Annotated in this window: 11 protein-coding genes; 1 reads left to right on the top strand and 10 read right to left on the bottom strand. The window is 46.2% G+C overall.

Annotation, left to right across the window (positions count from 1 at the left end):
* Positions 1–10: 10 nt before the first annotated feature.
* From C7460_RS17720 to C7460_RS17705, 4 genes are read right to left on the bottom strand one after another with little or no spacing between them, the layout of a single operon-like run.
* On the bottom strand, positions 11–2,311 hold the full coding sequence (locus C7460_RS17720) for a GH92 family glycosyl hydrolase (protein WP_115869471.1): 2,301 nt from the start codon (positions 2,309–2,311) through the stop codon (positions 11–13).
* A 21-nt stretch (positions 2,312–2,332) separates the two neighbouring features.
* The gene (locus tag C7460_RS17715; protein ID WP_221409569.1) at positions 2,333–3,586 is read right to left on the bottom strand and encodes a hypothetical protein; all 1,254 of its coding nucleotides are present in this window, start codon (positions 3,584–3,586) and stop codon (positions 2,333–2,335) included.
* Positions 3,587–3,634: 48 nt separating this feature from the next.
* A complete protein-coding gene (locus tag C7460_RS17710) occupies positions 3,635–4,924 on the bottom strand; it encodes a glycoside hydrolase family 71/99-like protein (RefSeq protein ID WP_115869469.1) in 1,290 nt (429 codons plus the stop codon).
* 42 nt (positions 4,925–4,966) lie between these two features.
* Complete coding sequence (locus C7460_RS17705; RefSeq protein WP_245986443.1) at positions 4,967–7,264, bottom strand: GH92 family glycosyl hydrolase; 2,298 nt, start codon at positions 7,262–7,264, stop codon at positions 4,967–4,969.
* 594 nt (positions 7,265–7,858) lie between these two features.
* On the opposite strand from C7460_RS17705, the gene C7460_RS17700 reads away from it, so the two are divergent.
* Entirely contained in the window at positions 7,859–10,375 is a 2,517-nt protein-coding gene (locus C7460_RS17700; RefSeq protein WP_147303008.1) for a Kelch repeat-containing protein, read from the top strand.
* Positions 10,376–10,478: 103 nt separating this feature from the next.
* Here C7460_RS17700 and C7460_RS17695 read toward each other — a convergent pair whose 3' ends face one another.
* The 6 genes from C7460_RS17695 to C7460_RS17670 all read right to left on the bottom strand — a co-directional run bounded on the left by C7460_RS17695 (position 10,479) and on the right by C7460_RS17670 (position 22,741).
* Positions 10,479–13,292 (bottom strand): NBR1-Ig-like domain-containing protein, encoded by a 2,814-nt coding sequence (locus C7460_RS17695; RefSeq protein WP_115869467.1) that lies wholly within the window; start codon positions 13,290–13,292, stop codon positions 10,479–10,481.
* 690 nt (positions 13,293–13,982) lie between these two features.
* Positions 13,983–14,444, bottom strand: a complete 462-nt coding sequence (locus C7460_RS17690) for a hypothetical protein (protein ID WP_147303007.1) — start codon at positions 14,442–14,444, stop codon at positions 13,983–13,985.
* A gap of 133 nt (positions 14,445–14,577) precedes the next feature.
* Positions 14,578–15,873, bottom strand: a complete 1,296-nt coding sequence (locus C7460_RS17685) for an Ig-like domain-containing protein (protein WP_115869465.1) — start codon at positions 15,871–15,873, stop codon at positions 14,578–14,580.
* Between the two features lie 559 nt (positions 15,874–16,432).
* The gene (locus C7460_RS17680; protein ID WP_115869464.1) at positions 16,433–19,510 is read right to left on the bottom strand and encodes a T9SS type A sorting domain-containing protein; all 3,078 of its coding nucleotides are present in this window, start codon (positions 19,508–19,510) and stop codon (positions 16,433–16,435) included.
* 9 nt (positions 19,511–19,519) lie between these two features.
* Entirely contained in the window at positions 19,520–21,772 is a 2,253-nt protein-coding gene (locus C7460_RS17675; RefSeq protein ID WP_221409568.1) for a GH92 family glycosyl hydrolase, read from the bottom strand.
* Positions 21,773–21,994: 222 nt separating this feature from the next.
* Complete coding sequence (locus tag C7460_RS17670; protein ID WP_115869462.1) at positions 21,995–22,741, bottom strand: DUF3823 domain-containing protein; 747 nt, start codon at positions 22,739–22,741, stop codon at positions 21,995–21,997.
* Positions 22,742–22,774 lie beyond the last annotated feature (33 nt).

Below are 22,774 nucleotides of genomic sequence, written 5' to 3'. Positions count from 1 at the left end.
TTTATCGATTTTATTTTGGTTTGCGGCTCCAGGAATAAGGCAAATCCTCCGAACCGCCAGTGAATGGCTCCGGTGAATCGCTCATTTGGAACTTAAATTCTCCACCCTTCTGGATATCCTCAAATTTCAAGTACAAGGGAGTGTAAGGAATTCCATTTAGTGATTTAGCAGATACATAAGGGCTTTGATTTCCATTGTCTTCCGCTGTGATGGTGAACGTTTCGCCATTTTCCAGGCTCAGTTTTACTTCATCAAACAACGGACTTCCCAGCACATACTCGTCGCTGGTAGGCGTCACGGGATAAAAACCCATAGCGCTAAAGACATACCAGGCAGATGTCTGCCCATTGTCCTCGTCACCACAGTAGCCATCGGGAGTAGGTGCATAGAGTTTCGTCAGTACATCTCTCACTTTTTCTTGCGCCTTTTGTGGTGCACCGGCATGGTTGTAGAGATAGATCATGTGCTGAATAGGCTGGTTTCCATGTGCATAGTTGCCCATGTTGACAATCTGCATTTCACGGATCTCATGAATTACCTGCCCATAGTATGACTCATCAAAATCTGGAGGCATGGTAAATACGCCATCAAGCTGAGCTTCGAACGCTTCGGTGCCACCCATCAGATCAACTAGGCCCTGCACATCATGAAACACCGACCAGGTATAGTGCAAGCTGTTGCCCTCAGTGAAAGCATCACCCCATTTCAGCGGGTTGAATGGTGACTGAAAGGTGCCGTCCTCATTTTTCCCACGCATCAGATTGGTAGACGGATCGAATACGTTGCGATAGTTTTGCGCTTGCTTGTAAAAACGCTTAGCCAGCTTTTTCTTTTCCAGCTCATCGGCCATTTTGGCCAATGCAAAATCAGCAAATGCATACTCCAGCGTACGAGCGGTATTCTCCCTAATATTCACATCATAAGGCACATAACCGAGCTTGTTGTAGTAGTCCACCCCTTCACGCCCCACAGATGCATGCGGCCTTCCTTCCTCTATATCAGCGTTTTTAAGCATAGCCTCCCAAAGTGTGGCTACATCTTGTTCTGCTACGTTTCCTTTGAGGTAGGCATCCACAATGATTGGTGCCGAATTGGATCCTATCATGCAATCGCGGTGGCCAGGACTTGCCCACTCTGGCAGCCATCCAGACTCTTTGTAAGTGTTGGCCAGCCCCTCCATGATCTGTGTAGTGAGTTCTCCATACATGAGGTTGAAAAAGGGAAAAACTGCACGAAAGGTATCCCAAAAGCCATTGTCCGTAAACATGTAGCCCGGCACTACCTTTCCATTGTAGGGGCTATAATGCACCACCTGATTATTTGCATCAAGCTCATAAAACTTCCTTGGGAACAGCAAAACACGATACAAACACGAGTAGAAAGTCTTTAGGTGATCCTGATTGCTGCCTGTCACCTGGATGCGTGAAAGTTCCTTTTGCCACGAGGCTCTTGCCTTGGCTTTGGTTTGCTCGAAAGTATCACCTCCGATCTCACGATCCAGATTCAGCTGTGCTTGTTCCGGGCTGATAAAAGAAGATGCCACTTTTACATGCACCTGCTCCCCTCTTTTGGTTTTGAAACCTACGATGGCGCCCACATGATCGGCTTCTCGCTCCGTGCTGTTTGGCTGAAGCGTCCAGTCGTCAGTCCAGGTATGTGTCAGCTCAAAGTCCTTATCAAACTCTGCAACGAAGTAATTATGAAAATTGAAGGGAACACCTCCATGGTTGTTGCGGCAATAACCAATAATGCGTCTTTCTTCAGGAATGATTTTGACATACGACCCCTGAAAAAACGCATCCAACATCAGGTATGCAGAATCAGTTTCAGGAAACGTAAAGCGAAAGTGTGCGGCACGCTCGGTTGGTGTCACCTCAGCTACTACGTCATAGTCTGCCAGGTATACTTTGTAAAAATGTGGCTGCACCGTTTCGGCCTTATGTGAAAACCATGATGCGCGCGATTCTTCCTCAAATTTGAGTTCACCTGTGACGGCCATCAGCGAAAACGCTGCGTAATCATTGATCCACGGACTTGGCTGATGGGTCTGTTTGATCCCTCTGATCTTGTAATCATCATATTTGTAAGTCCAGCCATCACCCATCGGAGCGGTCATGGGTGTCCAGAAGTTCATGCCCCAGGGCGTAGCTATTGCCGGATAGGTGTTTCCATTAGATAAGCTAAACTCTGAGTCCGTGCCCATGAGTGGGTTTACATAATCGACAAGGTCTGGTGAATTTTGAGCCTGCACCAATGGGCTGGAAAAAAGTAGTGTTAAAACGAATGAAATGGTAAATGTGCTTTTAAACATGACTTTAATTGGGGTTAAATCTTATTGATACACACGATTAAAGAATTTTTCATCTTTATCGATACAGCCTGCAAAATGCACCATTGCCTGATCATTTTCCAATGTGATCGGACTTTCACTGAAATAATTGCGCATTCGGCTACCCCATACTGACACGGTGAGCTTCTGATCACCCCTTACCAAAATAAAGTCTTGAGACATATTTTCGGGTACGGTGGACAATGCCGCATTACCCCCAGAAAAAGCCTCTACATTACTGAGAGACGTATGTCCCTGCCCTTCAATAATAATGGGATGTATGTTTGCTAGCGGCTCCCCGGTATTCGCTATAATAGACCCCTGAGCAATCTGCCAGTTCCGGTTTTTGGTATTACTACCTTGTTTCAAAATACCAACCGCAACACAGTCAAAATTGAAGTTGGTGAGCTGACCGTACGACTCATCACCTAGCAAAATACCGCCGTACGTCCCAAATGTGAAGAGGTCAATCAGCTGCGCATTGTCTGTATGGTTGATGGTATAAGCATAGGTCTTTTTCTGAATCACCGCATCTACCACTTCTTTGCTGTACTGACCTCCCAGCCATCGCTGAGATCCGGGGTTTACATGACAGTGGAGCACCCTGGGCACATCATATACATAGTCCATTTTGATAAACTCCCCACTGAGCGGATAGCCATAGCAGTGCTCAAACGTCATGAGCTCGCAGGCGTAGTTGGCGCTAGCCGTAAAGTCAAACGGCAGGTATTCACCATAAAAACTCAGACAAGAGAGAAAGACACCCTCCACGCGCTGATCCTGTGCCACCTTGATGGTAGGTGGATAAGCGATGATTGCATTTGGATCCGTAATGGTCTGATTCGGGTACCAAAACTGGATTCCTTTGATCTGCGTACTGGTTTTTACCGTAAGGAAAGCATTTTCCTCATCCGTAATAGCAAATACACTACCTACGGGCACTTTATCTTCTGGGTGTACAGTAGCCCTCGGTGTTGGGCCATGTACGCCTATTAAGGACACATTGTCTTTAAGCACCAATCCCCCTGCAACCGCGTAAGGCTTGTCTGCCGGCTCCACCCACAAGGCCGCACCGCGTGGTGAAGCCCAGTCGATGGCTTTTTGCAGGTTCGTCTTATTTACTTCTGGACTATTGTCGGGCAGTACTCCGAAATCCTGAATGGAATACCTCGTTGACTCTTCTCCTGATTGTACTTCAGACATACCACACCCCACCAATGTGGCGCAAAAAATAATTATCGCTGAGATTCTAAGCATCTGATTTAGTTGATTTTAAATGAACTATTTAGCTTGGGATGAATCCAATTAGTTTACCGGCATTTCCGAGCTAAGTGGTACTTCTTTCCGGAGCATTTTGGCACCCCAGCCGGTTAGCTTGAGGTAATGATCTGGCGCTACGCCATCATTAGAAACGAAATGTGCATCCTCGCTATTAGGAGGTGTATCACTCACAGGTATAATGGCTGTGCCCTCGTCTATCTCATCAAACATGGCGACATAGATCATCTCTGCCCCCGCCAGAATGGCATTGTACATGAGGTCCCAGTAAAACTTACCACCTACACGTGGAATGGCTCCATATGCCGTATGACGCGCCAGTCCGGGATTGCTTTTGGAGAGGTTGTGCCAGCTGAAGCCGGGATAGACCAAAGGCACATAATCCACGCCGCGCTCTGCACACCACCGAATGTCTGCCATCACATGGTCACGATAGCGGATTTCGTCCTGGTGCAGCAATGGCGTAAAGCGCTGCACCATCCAGGGCAATACAATATCGGCCGAAGCAATCACCTCGTGCAAGTAAGGATCTGGCAGACAATCCTTGTCAAGCTCACGAAAGTAGGTAGGCACGCCAAGCATTACCGTGCACCCCCCATAGACCGGATCATTCTTCAAAAAGTCGATGAGGCGATTGATGCCAATCTTACGGATGTCGTAGGGTCTGTCTGGAAAACCCAATCCCCAAATAGCGACTAGTGGCTTCCCATTATGATGCAGGTAATTAGTACTTTGTGTTACCTGAAGCCCATCCACCAGGCGCTTCCAGTCCTCTATGACAGCCGAGCAGTCCTCACCATCGGCTCTCAGACCTGACAGGTCATACATGACCGCAATGGCCCTGTCATTGGATTCGGCGGCTTTTACTGCATTCGCCAAAATAATGTCTTCACTCTTTTTAGGTTCATCATATCGCCGGGCCACATTGAAAAAACGCTGCATAAAGACACCATCTACCTCATATTGCTTCATCCAGCTAAAGTGTAGGTCTGTCGTGCTTTTATCTACTGAACTGAATACCCTGGCCTTTTTACCATCGGCAGCTACAAATGGCGTTTCGTATGTTTTCTTATAATCACTTACATCTGGCCAAAAATCGATCGTATTGTTTTGAGCATCAAACGCACTGCCTTTGCCATAATGCCCCCATCCGCGCCCCGACCCATCTCCGGGTGCTCTAAACCACCCCTGATATCCGGCCATCACCAGCCCTTTGTAAGATGTAAACCTGGGACTGCTGGTGTGTTTTGAGCTTTGTGCCAGTACACACCAGCTTAGTGTCAATAGTACGGCACCTAAAAAGCTATTTTTTATCATATCGACTTATCTAATGTTGGGAGTAGAAAACCTGTTGTTTTTTTACAAATCCAGCTGCTGAAATTCCTCGTTGCTCACTCCTGAAGGCGGGGCCTGGTTGGCTCCCCACTCGAAGTTGGCCTTTGATCCCATCACCACTGTGAGCTCCCCACCGTCTCTGATGTCATCGTGCCAGAAGTACGGCTGATCCAGCGGAGCACCGTTGAGCGTAGCTGATTGTATGTACTTGTGCTCTGGAGCATAATTTTCAGCCGTGATGGTAAACGTTTTGCCATTGGGTAGCGTGATGGATGCTTTTTCAAATTCTGGTGAACCTATGTTGTACATGGCCAGGCCAGGGGTCACCGGATAAAAGCCGAGCTGAGAGAAGACCACAAAGGAGGTCATGCCGCCACCATCTTCATCTCCAGGCACACCCATCAGATCATTTCTAAACCACTGATCCATCAGCGTACGGATTCGCTTTTGTGTTTTCCAGGGTTGCCCGGCATAGTTGTAGAGATAAGGCACATGCAAGGACGGCTCGTTAGCCATCGAAAACTGTCCTACGTTTCCAGTATGATCTGGAAGTTGGGCATAAAACCCATATTTGCTTCTGCCTAGCGGCTCATTGAAGGTAGCATTGAGGTTTGCTACGAACTGCTCGGGGCCGCCCATGAGTCCGACCAGGTCACTGACGTTGTGCTGTACATCCCATCGGTATACCCACCCATTGTTTTCGCCATAAAACTTACGAGCTCCCATTCCACCCGAAAAGCGATAATCAAACGGCTCTATGAAGTTGCCCTGAGCGTCTTTAGGATGAAAAAAGTGGGTTTGGGCATGAAACAGGTTGCGGTAGTTGTATGAATTTTCGAGGTGCTTTTTATAGTCTTCTTCTCTGTCCAACTCCTTCGCTATCTGTGCCAGGCACCATTCGTCATACGACGTACCTAGTGTCACTGCCACAGGTTGTCTGCTCTCGAATCCATGCACTTCTGGCACGGTCTCCTCCACGCCTTCAGGCAGTGCAGGAAAATAGCCCTCGTCTTTATAAAATTGATCGAGCTCACCAGCAGGCATCCCAGACCAGGGAGCAAGGGTCTTTTCGGTAATGGCACCTTTACAAGCTAAAAATGCTTTTTCGAGATCGAACCCGCGCAGGCCTTTCCGATACGCGTCGATTACCGAGGCTACGGCATGGTTGGAGTTCATCCGACGACTATCTCCGCTTACCTCCGGAAAAGTAGGCATCCACATATTGTCCATTTGCTCAGCCATGAGGATAAACGAATGCAAGATGTCGTTTTCCTTTTCCGAATCTATCAAGACATTTAAAGGATGATGGGCACGGTATGAGTCCCAAATCCAGTCATCAGTGTAAAACGGACGTCCATTGTCCTGATGTATAGTCCCATCAAACGCACTGTAGTAGCGACCGTCTTCCGAAAGGCACACTGGCCGCTCAAAAGTTCGATAGAGTGAAGTGTAAAACACCTTCTTGGCGTCTTCATCAGTGCCAGAAACGGATATTTTACCCAGGGTCTGATTCCATAAATCGCGCCCTATTGACTGAATTTCGGCAAGCGATTTCCCCACAACTTCGCGTTCCATGTTTTGGCGAGCCTGAGCTTCATCAATAAAGGAGATGCCGTACTGCAGCTCTAACGCAGAAATATCCGTACCATAATCCAGTACCAGGCAGGCATTCCGACCGCTAGCTTCCTGTGCATCTACCAGCTTACCTCCCACCAGCGCATTTACTGCTTTTGGTTGTGCGGCTGGCTTTAGGTAGAGGTAAATTTTGGTGTTGTTTTCAATTAGCTGATAACCCGAAAAAGCCTCTCCGTCCCACTTCACAGCCCCATTCAGGGAGTTAAGCACCAATGAAACAGGTTCCTCTTTCTCAAACTCAAAAGCATACATCGCCGACTGATGCGAAACCCCAAAATCGACATTGATCAGGGCTTCATCTAAATATACACTGTAAGCATAGGGTTTGATTTCCTCCAGGTCATAGCTGTAGTTAACCACCGGGCGAAGTTTACTTTTATCTCCCTGAAAAGGACTGATATGAAACGCAGACCCGCGACGGTGACCGGTCACTACAGATGGCAGTCCCTTTAGCATATCTCCAGTAAAATCACGTCGCTCAGGATATAACCTCAGCATACTGTTGGGCAGATGAATGGTGGGGTAAGTAGGCACCAGCAAATGACTGATATTCCCTATATATGGATCTACATAATCTACTGGCTCCACTGTAGGTCTTTCAGCAGATCTCGAACCACAACCAGAAGTGAGGAGTAGCATGCTCATCCAGATAGTACCGATTCCAAGGGCTAACTTTTTCGTATTCATTTTTAGCTGTTTAAAAAAATTGAACCGACACGTAAGTCGGGTCGAAAATCGATCCAGCTTCGTTTGTCGATGGAACATCATTTTTAGAATATTTGGAAGTGCTCAATTTATCGGGGCGGGATTAATTAGTGGTTAACTTCAACTTAACCGATATCAAATCCCGAGATTTTTGCTAACAAATCTGAGGAGACATTTTGGCTATCAAATGGCCACACTCTTGCTGACAATTGATTTACCGATGGATCAAAAAATTTTCAACAAAGCATCTATTTTTGCAGGAAATCGAAAATAATGAGCGAAATCTCACTTGATGATTAGTAATCTTCTAATACAATTGGAATTCCTTTAATTTGAAATTAATCTGCTTTTAACCAGAGTTCTTTTACTTTGATTAAGTTGCAATTCACACCGTCGAGAAGCGTGGTTTTTGCATCACACCTATATGTACCTAACTAAAAACATTTGGAACAGACATGAACGACTCTAAAACCGACCAGCCCTTGAACATGCGCTTTACTCACGAGTTGCTTTAGACTCACTATCCTTATTTAAATTTTACCAAAACCTATTATCCAGACAACCAAGGCAAAGGGTATGACAAAACGGATATTGAGAGTTTTCTCTTTCACTTTTATTCTTTGGTCGCTGTTAGTGATCGATCTGAAGGGTAGCGACATCAAAGGGGGGTTGAAATTCAACTCATATGAAGAGATAAAGGATAACCGCACGGGTATCAACTTCACTCCTGACCGTGCACTACCGATGGGTGGTCACTTTAAAATGAGCTTCTACTTCAGCTATTGGAGGGAGTTTCAAGCGTATGGGCATATTTTTCGTATTATCGGATCTGATGACAACAACATCGACCTGATCTCCAGCCCCTACAACTCCAAATTTGATGACCTAAACCTGATTCTTGGGGATTCTGCCACGGCGGTATCTTTTTCGTTCGAAGAAATAGGCCTACAACCTAATAAGTGGATTTTATGTGAGCTCACCATCTCTCCACGAGAGCACTACATCGCCCTGTCGTTGGATGGTAAAGAAAAGCGCAAGACGCTCGATTTTGAATTGGAAAAGGCTCTGGTAGCCTTTGGCAAAAACATGCTTGGTAAATATACGACCAGCGATGTACCACCGCTGAATCTTCGCGAGGTGACCTTTGAAGTAAACGGCGATACCGTGCGGCACTGGCCACTCGTCAAATACCGCGGTTCGAAGTGCTTCGATGAGTTGGGTGCACACGTGGCAGAGGCCACCAACCCTAACTGGATGGTGGACCGCCATGTAAGATGGCAACTGAAGAACACACTTTCCTTCACGGGAAGACCTCAGGTGGTATTTGATCAGGAGGAGACCTTCTATGTAATCTCTCCGGAATACATCACCAGCTACAATATGGCAACGGATGTATCCAAAACGGATACTCTTGCCCAATCCGTCGCCCTCCCGTTCAATCAGGCGAGCATGTACATGAAAGACCTGCATGAAATCTGGTGCTATGACCTGGACTCCATGTCGATCAATAAGCTTAGCCTTGAGCGAAAAGAATTTTATGAGGTCAACTCAAACTTCGTGATACCTACCTCCCACTGGCACGCCAACAAAGTAAAAACCCAGGATGGTAAAGTCGTGTTTTTTGGTGGTTATGGGCACTATACTTACAACAATGAATTGTTGGTTTTTGATAGCGCAGGACAAAAAACGATTGTATCTGATATTGAGCCACGCTACCTCAGTGCCTTAGGGCAGAATAGTCAGGGCAAAACGTACGTATTTGGTGGGTATGGTAGTAAAAACGGCAGCCAGGAATACGGTGCCCGATCTTTTCATAACCTGTATGAGCTCGACCTGGAGCAACAATCCGCAAAAGAACTCTGGACGCTGGAGGAGGAAGCCGGCGGCAATGTATTTTCTAATTCTCTGGTATTTGGTGAGTCCGATTCGCTCTTTTATGTACTGCGCTACCCGAGAGATAAGTTTAACTCCAAGGCTGTATTGGAAGCCTATGACTTATTCACTGGCGAAAAAGAGGTTTTTGAGGATTCGATCGATTTGGATTTTTTGGATACCAACTCCTATGTGGACTTGCTACTCAACAAAAAAACCAATGAGCTGACCGCAGTAATTTTGAGTGGTGGCCAGCAGGGATATGACATTTCCTTTTATACCCTCGATTTTCCACCCCTACACTCGTCAGAAATCATACAAAGCAAGCCCTTCCCCTATTCTATATTATGGTCGATCTTGGGTGGGTCGGCGTTACTTGTAGTGGTGATGTTTTGGATACGTAAAAGGCGCAGAAAGACCAGCGTTGATGCACCGGCAAATCCTGTAGAAGAACATGCAGCTCCAGCGCCTCTCCCAGTGGTGGAGCCACCGAAAGATTTCGATGATAAGAAAAGCGCCATCCTCTTTCTGGGTGGTTTTCAGGTATTGGACAAACAAGGAAATGAAATCAGTGAGAAGTTTAGCAGTACGCTGAGAACCTTGCTGACCATGCTCCTGCTCTACTCCAGCAATAAGGGCAAAGGGGTGCCAAGTAATTTTATCTGGGAAGCCTTGTGGAGTGACAAGTCACAAAACAGCGCTCGAAATAACCGAAATGTAAACATCAAAAAACTTCGAGACTTACTGGAAAGTGTGGGAGACATCACCATCAAAAGTACCAGTGACAAATGGCAAATCACGTTTGACGAGGAGGTCTTTTTTGACTATGGCTACCTCATCGAATGCCTGGAAGAACAACGCCCAATCACTCCGGCTCTTCTCGGGCTCATTAAAAGGGGAAACATACTCCCTTCGCTGGAACTCGACTGGGTGGATGGCTATAAAGCGAAACTGTCCAATAAGATCGTAGATTATCTCATCACCAATAGCCGTGTAAACCCACACGATGCGGACATTCAGCTGGACATAGCCGATAGCATCTTCCAGCACGACATCATCAATCAGGATGCCCTGTCGATCAAGGTAAGATATCTGAATGCCAAGAAGAAATTTGCGCTGGCCAAGAAGTGCTATGAAAGCTATGAAAAGGAATATGAGCTACTCTATGGGGAAGCTTTCGATGTTCCCTTTGATGAATTTGTGAAGGGTAGTGAGATTTAACCCCTTTCAACCTTCCTGTAGACTCGTTCTTTAATGAACGCAGGATAAAATTGAAGAGAATGCGGAAGCCTGGTCATGTAGGCTTCCGCAAGCTCTTATTTGGTTATTTTATAAAGAATCGTCTAACTATCCTTTGAGCCCCAACTTTGATTTCCAAGACATGAATCCCGGGCTCTAATCCCTCAATGGGGAGCCTCCACTTTGACGTGTCAGTCTGTTCAAAATCATGAGTTAATAAGCGTACCCCTGCGAGATTATACACTGACGCGTGCACCTGCTGCTCCTGAGGTATTCCCAAATCGATGGTGATGAACTCACTAGCAGGATTAGGATAAACGGTGACTTTTGGATCATTCAATTGTCCTCCTTCATGGATATTCGTAGCACGTGCCCCTCCATTATTCACTAGTTTGATCTCATCAATTCTATTGGTGACCGATCCGGATTTGGCATTATATATCCTGAACCAATTAATCGCGTTCAGGTCTGGGGTACCACCTGTCGTACTTGCAGCACTCACATCCAGGCTGATGAAATTCCATCCTGTAGTAAAGCTTGAAAGCTTCCAGTGGTACTCATTTACATCAGCCACCCCTCCACTACCGATCTCTACCTGGTTATTGGATGTGCTCATATTTGATGGGTCAGACACATAATACCAGAACTCTAATCGCGCATTGGATGCTGTAAGGCCAGAATTGTAAGCCGTAGCAAATGCTTTCTGAAATTCATTTGTGCCAGATCCGCTCATTTGAATACTAGCACTTCCCTGCTTTAGGGTGGTACCATCTAATGATAAGCTATTTGACCCTGCTGTTCCCCAATCGGTCAGGGCATCACAATCATCGAGCATGTTGTTTGATTGATTTGGGTCGATTAGTTGAATAGCATCTAAACGGGTAGTTACAGAAGCTGACTTGAAATTATAGAGACGGAACCAGTCAATTGCATTGATGTCCGGCGTGCCTATCTGGTTTGCAGCACTGATATTTAGATCTATCAAATTCCAGCCATTTACTAAAGTCGGCAAAGCCCAATTGAACTCATCCGTATCAGCCTGACCGCCACTGCCTAACTCTACCTGATTTACACCGGTAAATTTGGAAGCATCTGAGACATAGTACCAAAACCTTAAAATAGCATCTGACTGACTGACATTTCCATTGTATGCCGGGCTAAAAGCTTTTTGGAATTCCATTTCTGTGGAGCCGGTAAACTGAAGACTATTTGTACCTTGCTGACTGTCAGTGCTCAGCGATAGCGACTGGGAAGAGCCCCAGCCCGTTAAGGCTTCACAATCATCCAGATAGTCGATATTCCCAACTGTAATCACCAAATTATCAGTGGTTGCACCGAACCACTCCACATTGTCCTGTACCATTTTCCACTGAAAATTATAGGTTCCTGCACTGGCGGGAGCGGTACCATTTAGCGTGAAAGTTACCTGAGCGCCGGGCGCTACACTTTCACTGGGTTGCAACTCTATACGGGTACTACCCCAAGTGGTGTTATCCTGAGGGTTTTGACTTCCCAACTTGTATAGGTTTGATTTTGTCCAGGTGGTGCTCCCTGTATTTTTCATGGTAATGGTGGCTGTAAATGACGCCCCTTCTGTTAACGTGGTAGGAACACTTTGTGAAACGAAGGATGCCCCATTACCATTGGCAGTGGATGGAGTAATAGGAATCGTACTACTTATCCCTGTAGTACCGTCCAGCATTTTTTGTGTTTCATCTGCCAACTGCAAATACCAATCGCTGGGCAAGCTCACTCCATCCTCATCCAGTGTCACCAGTGTGGAAGTAAGTTGAGTGGGCAAGTCAGCTTCTGTTTCGGCAATTTTAAACATAGCCGTACCTTCATCCACCTCATCAAACATGGCCACATAGATAAAGTCCGAACCAGCATCTATTGCATTGTAGGCCTGCTTCCAGTAAAAATCGCCTCCATACCTTGGGTGCTGATTGAATGCACCCCCATGAAGGTTGAGCCAGGAAAACCCCGGCCAGATCACTGGCATATAATCCTTCCCTCGGGAGTTGCAATCACTCAGGTCGGGCACAATTTTGCTCGTCTTCCAGCTGTCCACACCACTGAATCCATATCGCCCTACAGTCCACGGAGAAATCATGTCTAGTGATTGATAAACGCTGGTCCAGGCACTGCCTGTTTCTGAATCGTTTGAAAGTGTCCTCCAGCCACTAGGTACGCCTCCTACCACATACATGCCGTGTGTATTTCTAAAATAATCGATGATCGACTGCATGGTGGCTGTGGTAAGGCCGCGATTTTTAAAACCAATCCCCCAAATGGCAATGACGGGTTTGCCATCCTGATGTACATATTCAGGAGCATTGAGTATGTCAAATGTATCAATTAAATATTCCCAGTCATCCGTGATTTTGCTGAGCATGGTGCCATCATCCGCTACTCCAGATATATCATACATGATTGAAAACTTACGACCATATTCTGTAGACGCTGCGATTACATTTTCCAATACATCGTTTCGGACCTGGAAGAATCGATTGTCCTGGACTTCACCTAAAAAGCGTTGCAAATAGACCCCATGCACATTATAATCACTCATCCATTCAAAGTGCTTGCGTGTAGTACTCAAGTCATGCGAGGAAAACAATGCCGCATTGGAACCATCCGAATACGTCATGTTGGTATTATGTGTAACTGTGTACTCCGACATATCTGGCCACATGTCCACGCCAATATTGGCAGCCGAAGGGTCTGTTCGCCCTGCACTGTTGAACCAATGACGCCATTCATTGGGCGTAGAGCTATCCGATTGGGCCAGAAACCATCCTTGATACCCCATCATGACTTTGTTCGTGAGCTCATTTTGGGCGTGCAATCCGAACACGCACAAAACCGCTATTAGGGTTAGATATAATTTTTTCATCATAATATTGAATTAATGGTTAGAAATTGATTTATCCTTTGTTAGTAGAGATCCTATGGATCCTGAATTCCTGTGTGGTTATGTTTTCATGTTTTTCTTTTTTTAGGTTTAAAGAATAAATTCAGAAATACCGCTGCGAAATTGACCAGCCGTATTAACTAGCTCTTTTCATTGAAGTGCGCCTGAGCGAGTCCTTGAGTTTTCCGGCCACTATTAGATTTGCGTCCTCTTTCACACACCTTGCAAGGCGATCAATTCAGCTAAATTTTTTATGGCTTTTAGCCTTTTAGTAATCTTAAAATCAATGACTTAATATCAACTTAATAGCAAGTGAATTCTTAATTAATCGGTAGGTATATTGCATTTTTTTGCAATACTGGAAATGAGAATTCTATTTCCTAATGCTTACAACTAGTAGTTATCTTGGAACATCGCCTTCACGCCATAGGAAGGACGTAATTGAATAAAGCCAGAGGATGAGTGAACGTCCTATTTTGACCACTTTAGGACCTAGGAAAACGAGCAGATCTGCTCGCCAGGGGTCCTGCCGTTTATCTTACCACATGAGCATGGTAAGTGTCTTCCTGTAGGTGTCAATTGCAACGAGTGACAGGAAGTAGATTCAGTGTAAATAAAAAAGCTGCCACGTATGTGACAGCTTTATCAACCGATGTAAACGACTATGAAAAAATATTAAAAATTGAATGTGAAGACCCAGGGGCCTTCTACTACATCTACTCGGCCGCTAGAAAGTGCGGTGGTCATGGCAAATTCAATTTCAACAGATGTTTCTGACAGTTTGGTTACAGTTATAGGCTCTGCAGTATTACCATCTCTGATAATTACTGCACCTTCCTCATCACCAAACGCCCAGGTACCAGACTTTTTCCAAACGGCAGTTTGATAAAGATCTGCTTCTGCATTCGTGGTATAAGTACCACCGTTTTCATCTCCGGTAAACTGAATAGTAAAGCCTGTCCAGCTGGTCACATTGCTACCATTGGGAATGCTTACAGAAGAAAGTGTAGCCTGTCCTGAAGTAAGGATCTCGGCTTTGCCAATCAGTGGTGACGGCTCATCTGAGCCCGATGAGTTGCAGCTTGCAAGCAATGCCAGCACAAGCATGTATGTAGAAAGTTTCAAAAAGTATTTCATGATTTCTATGGTTTTGATCGCCGGTCTACCCTCCTGCACGCAGGACAAACACGGCTTTGATTTATCAATATTGGTTAAGGTTGGTGGCGGTCATGAATCAAAAGGAATCACAAGCGTCCAACGGATATTCGATTTATTTGACCAGAATACGGCCAGTGAATGCATCACCATTCACAATCGCTTTTACCAGGTAAGTACCTGACTGAAGATTTTGAACGTTTACTTTAGACACGTTGTACTCTTGCAGCATTAGACGACCTGTAGCATCAAAAACCTTTACTTCTGAGGCCAAACCTTTGTTGAATGAGAAGAAGTCTACTGTTGGGTTCGGGTATGCTACCAATTGCTCCTGAATGTTCTGATCAGAATTGAGCAGCACGTCTCCTTCGATAGTAAAAGAAAGTGATTCGTCAAACGCCAAACCGTATCCGTAAATATCCTTGGCCGACTTGCTCACAGAGATAGCGTACGTCACCCCATCTTTTAGGTCACCAGAAATCGTCAGTGTATCGCCACTTGTAGACCATCCCATCGCCTGGTTGTCGATAGCCGGTGTAATCGTGATATTGTCCGATACGCTTGCCTGATCCATTGCTTTGGTAAAGACAATTTGTATGTCTGCATCTCTGGATACTTCCGTAGACGCGTCCGCAGGGAAAGTAGACTCTACCAGCGTAGGTGCTACGATGTAGGTCTCATCAGCTTCTGCGTTGTACCAGTAGATCACGTCACCGTTTCCACCAAGAGCGGTGAGTCTTCCAGCCTCAATGAAAGGCTTCAGCTGATCTTCATAGTCCACATTGTCTTCACCTGTGTGTGCTAGTCTATTGCCATTGATGGTAATCAGTCCACCACCAGATACGTCAATAAGTGACCCTTCTCCGATTGACTTCATATCTGTGGCATTGATATTGGCTAGATCCAGCAGTCCGTCAGAAACGTAAACTTTACCGATTCCACCTTCCCAGCCAAGACCAGTCATAGCTACTACGCTTACCGTACCACCGGCAACATTTACAGTGCCCTCAGCACCAGCCAGAAATCCAACCCACATATGCTGACCAAATGTCAAGGAACCACCAGTTTCTACTGTTACGGTCGCCACATTGTTGTACCCAATACCACTCCATACATCTCCGGTAGTGAGTGTTCCTCCATTCTTTATGACAATTTCGCTAGCGATACCATTGTCACCAGCAACCATTTGGAATACCTCCTGAGTGTCAGTGATCAGACATGGTGCAGCATCTTCTACATTAAATACAGCCTTACCAGATCCTGGATTTGGGATACCTTCTGTCCAGTTGGCAGCTTCATTCCAATTGCCCGTACCATCAGGGTTTGCCGCAGGATTCCAAACTGTGGTTTGGCCATAGGCACCTACGCTTACAGCAACGGCTGCCACCAATTGTAAAATTCCTTTTTTCATAACTATTAGTGATTAGTTGTACATTTAATTTCTGGACCTAAAGTAGAGGGCGGTACTTAAAATGCGATTAAAATGCTCTTAACAGCTTGTTAAAATCGGCTTAAATCAGACTTAATCGCACTTTTTCTAATTAATCACCGTTTTTGGCGCTTTTAGGGGTTATCTATTTTTTAGTATTTCAAAAAAAAATTGTCGACTTGCTAATTTGCCCAGTCCATTCCACTGCTATTTCATGAATTTCATAAGCTCACGCACCTCCTTCGGGTTTCAATGGGCAATGATTTCGCACCAAGAAGTGGCCGATAGTTGACCCGAAAAACGGTACTGATATGTGAGCTAGACAAAGAAGCCAGGAGCAGCGGCTATAGCAAACAGAAGGGTAACAGCTCGTCCTTTTTCTCAGTCGTGGTTGCTGGAAACTTTAATGAAATAAGCCTGAGCGGTGCATGACAGCCTGATCAGGTATGCATTGAACTTAGAAATAAAAAAAGGCTGTCTCAAATGTAAAACGTTACAGTTGCATTGGAGACAGCCTTTTTCCGAATAATTAGCCCTATTGCTAGCGCTTTACCAGTTTAATGGTGTGGCTTTGATTGGCCGTCGATATAAAGTAGAGTAAGTAAATGCCGTTTGGCTGGTCTCGAATATCTAATTCGTAGGATTCATTACCGGTTTGTAATAGCCTTGGGTTGAGCTCCTTCCCGGTAAAGTCTGTCAATTTAACGTTTCCCAGATTTGTCTCACCGACCAATGCGAATTGACCATGCCCTGGGTTTGGGAAAACTTGAAAAGCCTGAGAGGCTTGCGATCCGAGTACTTGCGACCCACACTGTCCTTCGACTCCTACGCTGATTACTTGTTCTATTTTTGAAAAACACTCCGCGCTGGTCACTTTTAGTAAATAGGTACCATTCAAATCAGCTGACGCGCTATTAGAAAGTGTTGCTCTACGACCGGATTTTCGAAATCCATTTGGTCCTTCCCACTCATAGGTGTAGGTCGACTCATTGGGTGTAGCCTCCAAAATAAGTCGTTCACCTTCGCAAAATACGACCTCTTCAGGATTTCTTAGGTTACCATCCGCTTCTACCTGAAAGGCAACCTCAGGAACCGACCCCTCACCTACGACTACTTCATAGCTTTCTGTAGCCGAACAACCTTTGGCATCCGTATAAGTCACTGTATAAGTACCGGCCTCTGCCTCTGAGAGGCTCTTCGTAACGGAAATTTCGGATGTATTGGCTTCAAAACCACCCGGGCCAGACCACAACCAAGACTCCACAGTTACCGATTCGTCTACGATAGCCGCCAAAGTCAGACTGCTACCCAGACAAATACTCCCTGTAGCAGGCTCATCAAAGACCTCAGGGTTGATTGTCGGAGCAGGCACAATCGCCGCAATGTCCACTACACCCACAGCCTGTGCGCAAGTGGTACTTTCCCATTGGGCCCAAACGTCGTATTGCCCTTCTGCGATACCTTCGAGTGTTTTTTGATAGACACCTTCCTCAAGCGTGATACCATAAGTAGCACCACCATCCATGCTGATTGATACGGCTCCTAAATACGGATTGGTACCTACAGAAATATGAATTACACCATCCGAAAGGCAAGAGGCATCTTCTTTGGTAAGCGTTATTTCAGGTTGAGAATCTACGATGAGCACATCCCCAAGATCGGTAGGCAATGATCCATCCGCATATTTCACCCAGACATTGTACAAACCAGCGGACAGGTTAGGCACTTGTAGCGCAGAAACTGTCGGGTCTGCCGTGTAGCTATAGTTCTGCCCACCGTCAATACTAAATTGCCAGGCTTCGGATCCCGCAGGATAGCCTAAAGCAAGTGCGCCATTTGCTGATGCACAGGTAGCATGTGTAGCTTTTAAACTAAAGGCATCAATACCGTCCGGAGGTGTCTCCAGAAACTCACGGTTTTCTTCCTCGCCACGCACAACCTGAGTTACCAGACTCACCGCACGCAAATACCAGTCACTCGGGATCTCTTTTCCATCCGCATCCAGTGAAAGCCAGTAACCCTTGTCTGGCGACATGTCTTTATTTTCCGGTAGTTTGAAAAATGCAGTCGCCTCGTCTATCTCATCGAACATGGCGATATACAAACTTTTGGCCCCTCTACTGATATTGCCGCTGGCCTGCTCCCAGAAAAAGTCTCCACTGCGTCTTGGGTGCTGGTTTTTAGGTCCATCATGTAAGTTGAACCAGGAAAATCCAGGCCAGTTTACCGGCAAGTAGTCTATGTTTCTTTCATTGCACCATACCATATCTGGCACGGTGGTACGATTGGCAAAGTTTTCATAGCCTTCTTTTGAAGAACCATAACGCCCCACTGTCCAAGGGCTTATTACCTCCACCTTACTAAATGCTTCCTGCCACATGCCACCACCACGGGTACGCCAGCTGTCATTGCAGCCTAGCTTGATAGAGGCGCGGTACTTTTCTTCCGGATGGTTATGAAAAAACTCAATCAGCTCTTCCAGTTCCTCCAGCTTGGCTTCATCACGTACGGTATACCCCCACAGTGAGATCAGCGGTTTACCTCGGTGGTGCAAATAATTGGGGCTTTCGGTCAATTTGAGGTCATCTACCAAATGCATCCAGTCGTTTTTGATATCTTCTGCAGCCCCCGCATAGTTGAGGCCATCCCACATCATGGCAAAGGTGCGTCCATATCGCTCGCATCCATCTTTTACATGTACGGCTACCGTGTCCCGAAAGGTCTTAAACTTTGCATCTCGTGCCTCGGACATAAAGCGCTGAAGGAAAACTCCATCCAAGTCATAATCGCGGAGCCACTTCATGTGTCTCATGACCGTCTTTTTATTGCCTGACGAAAATGATCTTGCTTCCCGTCCGTCGGGAAATCTGTATCCCGTGGGGTAAAGTTCGTCTGGATCAAACTCACGGTCATCAAACCACATTTCTATACTGAGATTGCTTTGCTTTCCCTCACCAGGAGCCAAATCGCCCCAGTGATGGTAGCGATCACCAAGCGTAGTGCCGTCACCAGGTGATGAAAACCACCCCTGATAGCCAAACATGACTTTGCCATCCAGGGTCGAGGGGTCTACCGTTTTGATATCCAACAACTCTGGGGTGCTGGTCGTCAGACTATTGCGTAGTTTCAAGCCATCCAATCTGGCTTCTAGCGTGCCTGATAATGCCTGTGAGATGATGAATCCGCGTACAGCACTGAGATCTGGCGTACCCAGCTTTTGAGCAGAAGTGAATGTGAGGTTGAGTTCGTTCCAGCCATCGACCAAAGACAAATCCTGCATGCTCCATCGATAGGCATCTGTACCTTCGGTAGCGGAGCTATTGAGCTCCACAAAACCACTTCCACTAAAGGTGGAGGCATCAGAGAGGTAGAGCCAAAAGGATAAGTAGCCATTTTCGGACACACCAGACTGAATCTGTGCATATTTCTTACTAAACCATTTGGTACCTGTACCGCTAAAACTAAGAGCTCCAAGTCCTTCTTTCTTATCCGTACGCTCTACGGTCAGCACATTGTCACTTTCCCACCCGGGCGTAATTTCACATCTATCTACTATCATCTGCGCCATGGACAGGCGAGCGACGAGCAGCATCAGACATGTTATGGTAAGTTTCTTCATATTTTCAAATTATTGTGGGTCCTCACTTTTGGGCGAGGATGCCATTTCAAATTGTAAAACTCCTCCCTCTTCTATTTGCTTGTGACTGATAAAAGGCACTTCCAGCTCTTTTTCATTATACACATACCGCTGCAGGTAGATATTCTCCGGAGAGTTATTGAGTGCCTCAATGGTAAAGTCTTTTCCATTTTCCTGATGAATGGTCACTTTGTCAAACAGTGGAGAACCAAAGGTATAGTATGGACTTCCCGGTGCTACCTGATAGATGCCCATTGCACTCAGCAGATACCACGCGGACATTTGGCCGCAATCTTCATTGCCGGAAAGTCCGTTGGGGTTGTTGGAATACTGAGAAGTCAGTATTTGGCGAGTAAGCTCTTGTGCCCGATGAGGTGCCCCTACATAGTTGTACATGTACGCAATATGATGGCTGGGCTCATTGCCGTGCGCGTACTGGCCGATCAGCCCGGAAATATCAGCCGAGCTATGGTCTCCGGTAATTTCACTGCTTTCTGTAAAAAGTTGATCCAGCTTTGCTACAAAGGCCTCCCGACCTCCGTGCAGTGAAACCAGCCCTTTGATATCGTGCGGCACAAACCACGACCACTGCCAGGCATTACCCTCTACATAGTCGTCTTTTCGGTGGCGCGAATATTTCGGATCAAAAGGCTCTCTCCAACCTCCTTCGGCCAGTTTACCTCTCATAAAGCCCGTCTCCTTGTCAAAATACTGAACGTATCGTTTCGAGCGGGTCATGAAGTATTCATAATCAGCCGTCTTACCCAGTCCTTTCGCCATTTGCGCAATGCACCAGTCATTGTAAGCATATTCCAGGGCCTTGGATACAGATTCGTTTTCCAAATCTGCCGGAATAAAGCCCAGCTCATTGTTCAACGCTTTCGCTTTAGGCATGAGTTTTTCTCTAATGTGAGCGTCTGGAAAATGAATCCCCGCTGTGTCGTAATGTGCCGATTTGATCATGGCCTCATAGGCCGTTTCGATATCAAAGTCTTTTTGACCTTTGGTAAAAGCATCAGCAATCACTGCAACTCCATGGTAGCCGATCATGGTGCCCGTATAGTTGCCGGCCAGTTCCCACTTGGGCAGCGCACCTCCTTCTTCATACTTGGTAATGAGGGACTGGATCATGTCCTGATTGATGGCCGGTCGCACAAGTGTGTTAAACGGATGCAGGGCTCTATAGGTGTCCCAAAGGGAATAAACGGTAAAAATAGGTCGATCGGATTGATGAATCTGGCGATCCATACCCATGTACCTACCGTCTACATCACTAAATGTATTGGGTGCAAGCCCGGCATGGTACATCGCCGTGTAAAAGATGGTGCGGTCATCCATGCTGCCACCTTCTACGGTCACTGTGGAGAGGTATTGCTCCCAGGAGTCTTTGGCAGCCCTACGCACTTTATCAAAACTCCAATCCAAAATCTCTTCGTCGAGGTTGCGTTTGGCTCCTTTCCAATCCACATGAGAAATCCCCACTTTCACCAGTAGCTCGTGCGTATTGTCTTCAAACGTAAGTTCCGCTATGCTACCATCAGCATGGAGTTGGGACTGAAAAGGCATGGAAAATACTGCGTGAAAATAGACTTCATGCTTCCGTGCCCATCCACTGGTGCGCTTCACCCCGCGAATTTCATTGGGACCCACTACCTCCAATATGTTTTCGACCTGCCGATGCCCCTGCAGCGTGTGGTTTAGGTCTATGAGTAGCCCTGCATGACTGCCTTCAAAGCTGTAGCGATGGAAACCTGCTCGTGTGGTGGTGGTGAGCTCTACACCGATATTGTTGTCATCCAAGACCACCGAGTAATATCCTGGCTCCGCTTTTTCACTACCCTTTCGTTTCTTATTGGCATATGCATGGCTGTAGTTGCCATTTTCGTTTGGTGTGAATTCGGGAGTGGTCGTGATTGGCATAAACAGGATATCTCCATAGTCGCCAATACCTGTACCGCTTAGGTGGGTATGTGAAAAGCCCAAAATGCTTTCATCAGTGATATGATAGCCACTGCAGGCATCCCACCCCATGAGGCGTGTATCCGGACTGAGCTGCACCATGCCATTGGGCATGCTAGCACCCGGAAAAGTATGTCCATGGCCACCAGTACCGATGAATGGATTTACCAATTGGGTAAGTGATTGTTGTTCCGTGGTTGGTTCGCCATAGATCCGCTCGGCACGTGATCTATTACAGGCATATAGGATGATCAGGCTTAGCCCAAGGCTAACTAAAATTCCCAAGATCCTGGTTCGATAATTCTTTTTCATTGTTTCCTAATCAGACAAGTCAGATTGTATTTTGGCAACACGCAGCCAGCACTCCCCCGATCCTCCGCGGTGGAGCGAAGCTTTATGTAAAAATTGAGCTTCTTCGAAAATGGAGGCTGCTTCAGCGGTAGACAGATTCCAGAAAACTGTAGATAACCTGACAGAAACAGCCTCAGTATGTGTTATTGATTTATTTTAAAAATCCATCTCCACCGTACTGCCGTAATTTGATCGCGCAGTTGGCATGTCAGAGATGGCACCTACTCTCAGGTAAACTTTACCTCCGTTTACAAAGTCTGTATCACGAGAAGTATCAAACTCCAGGCTATAGACATCATTTTCCCCCTCACGGATTACGTCATTGACCGTCACGGTGGTTTTACCCAGGTTCATGTCCTTTCCTACATTCGGGTCCAGGTGTGCATATAGACCAACTTCTTTAATCACGACAGCACGCTTGACGGTATCCCCAGCGTTTAGATACACCGAATCGATCGGCTGCTCCAGCCTGAAGGTGGCCACTGCCTTACTACCTGTTTTAGAAATGTTGGCATCTACTACCCGCAGGTAAGGTACCACCTCAAAGTTGAGTTCGGTTTGTCCTTTGATCTCCACTTGTAAGGTATCTATGCTTTCAGTGGCATTGTTGTGGAAGTTGGTATTAACAGGAATGACGTCATACATGTTGCTAAACAAACGGGTATCCATGTAGCTACCATCCGTTTTTACTTCCAATCGCTGGGGTGTCACCGGATCATAACCGTACTCCCATATTTCTATGAGCGTACCATTGATGATGTCCTGAGGTACTTTACGCCCTGTTTCTTTATCAATAATTTCACCGTACAAGCCAGCATCAGGACCTTCAAAGTTATCCAGCTCGCAGGCTGAGAGTGCCCCTACCGTGCACAGCGCCAATGCTATATTTTTAATCTTTTTCATCTCTGTAAATGTCTTGTTTAAATCACCGCCGGC

The organism is Marinoscillum furvescens DSM 4134 (genome assembly GCF_003386095.1).
Lineage (GTDB): Bacteria > Bacteroidota > Bacteroidia > Cytophagales > Cyclobacteriaceae > Marinoscillum > Marinoscillum furvescens.
This window is presented reverse-complemented; position numbering and strand designations above follow the sequence as displayed.

Coding starts and splice junctions, on each gene's coding strand:
- C7460_RS17720 (WP_115869471.1), bottom strand. CDS start 2,311: ATGTTTAAAAGCACATTTACCATTTCATTCGTTTTAACACTACTTTTT.
- C7460_RS17715 (WP_221409569.1), bottom strand. CDS start 3,586: ATGCTTAGAATCTCAGCGATAATTATTTTTTGCGCCACATTGGTGGGG.
- C7460_RS17710 (WP_115869469.1), bottom strand. CDS start 4,924: ATGATAAAAAATAGCTTTTTAGGTGCCGTACTATTGACACTAAGCTGG.
- C7460_RS17705 (WP_245986443.1), bottom strand. CDS start 7,264: ATGAATACGAAAAAGTTAGCCCTTGGAATCGGTACTATCTGGATGAGC.
- C7460_RS17700 (WP_147303008.1), top strand. CDS start 7,859: ATGACAAAACGGATATTGAGAGTTTTCTCTTTCACTTTTATTCTTTGG.
- C7460_RS17695 (WP_115869467.1), bottom strand. CDS start 13,292: ATGATGAAAAAATTATATCTAACCCTAATAGCGGTTTTGTGCGTGTTC.
- C7460_RS17690 (WP_147303007.1), bottom strand. CDS start 14,444: ATGAAATACTTTTTGAAACTTTCTACATACATGCTTGTGCTGGCATTG.
- C7460_RS17685 (WP_115869465.1), bottom strand. CDS start 15,873: ATGAAAAAAGGAATTTTACAATTGGTGGCAGCCGTTGCTGTAAGCGTA.
- C7460_RS17680 (WP_115869464.1), bottom strand. CDS start 19,510: ATGAAGAAACTTACCATAACATGTCTGATGCTGCTCGTCGCTCGCCTG.
- C7460_RS17670 (WP_115869462.1), bottom strand. CDS start 22,741: ATGAAAAAGATTAAAAATATAGCATTGGCGCTGTGCACGGTAGGGGCA.